Consider the following 842-nt stretch of genomic DNA (forward strand, 5'->3'; position numbering starts at 1 on the left):
CCGCGTCACCAAGCCTACCCGCTCCTTGACGGTCTTGAGATAGGCCTGGCCTCGAGCCGAAAAGCCTAGGACATGGACCGCTTCTGGCAAGGGAGTTTCCACCGCATTGACCAGGATGTAGGTCAGCACCCGCCGCACCCGCGCCTTGGTGTAGCGCTTGGTCGCAACAGCATCCACTAACTCCTCCACGGTCGCTGCGCTCCCAATGGCAGAGCGGATACGACTGGCTAGTTCTTCGTTGACCTGAAAGACCTGACTGAGATCTCGGTGGGTCGCAATCTGGTAGCGGAGCAGGGGAAAATAATTTCTCCAGCTTACCTTGGCCGCCTCTTCAAAGAGACTGGCAGACGGTAAAAAGTCACGCACCAAGTCCAACTGGTCAGCACCCTTGCGGATAGCTGTCGCCGAGGCGTAGGACGTTTCCACCTCTTCCGAGTGAAAACCAGCTCCCTGCCGCTGAACTGGGCCGAGCTGAATACCTGTTCCCGCCACCGCCTTAGCGTAAGCCAAGCCCAGAATATGATTAGGTGTATCACCTGTGAAGGTCAGCCCAGCAAACTCCTGCCACATGGCCTGGGTCTTCTGTGGAAAAGAGAGATTATCTGGCAAGTTTTTCACAAAATTTTCCATCTCTTCCGACTTATCCACATAGATATCCGCAATTTTCTGGTAATCCAGCATTTCTTCCGTACCGAAAACTAGTTTTTCCACACCTAGCCTGTGTAAAATAATGTATGTAACTATCTTCCTATCTGTGTGTATCTTATAAAGGTATTCACAAAACGTTCACCTTAACTTGAATAATCTATCATTTCTAAAATAATTCTATCATATTTACAATG

1 pseudogene is annotated in these 842 nt (G+C 50.0%); it reads right to left on the minus strand.

Going from position 1 to position 842, the window contains the following annotated elements:
• Positions 1 to 729: pseudogene (locus C1E99_RS14060) on the minus strand (nucleotidyltransferase family protein); the annotation flags it as partial.
• Positions 730 to 842: the final 113 nt, after the last annotated feature.

It is taken from the genome of Streptococcus suis (assembly GCF_002964045.1).
Lineage (GTDB): Bacteria > Bacillota > Bacilli > Lactobacillales > Streptococcaceae > Streptococcus > Streptococcus suis_U.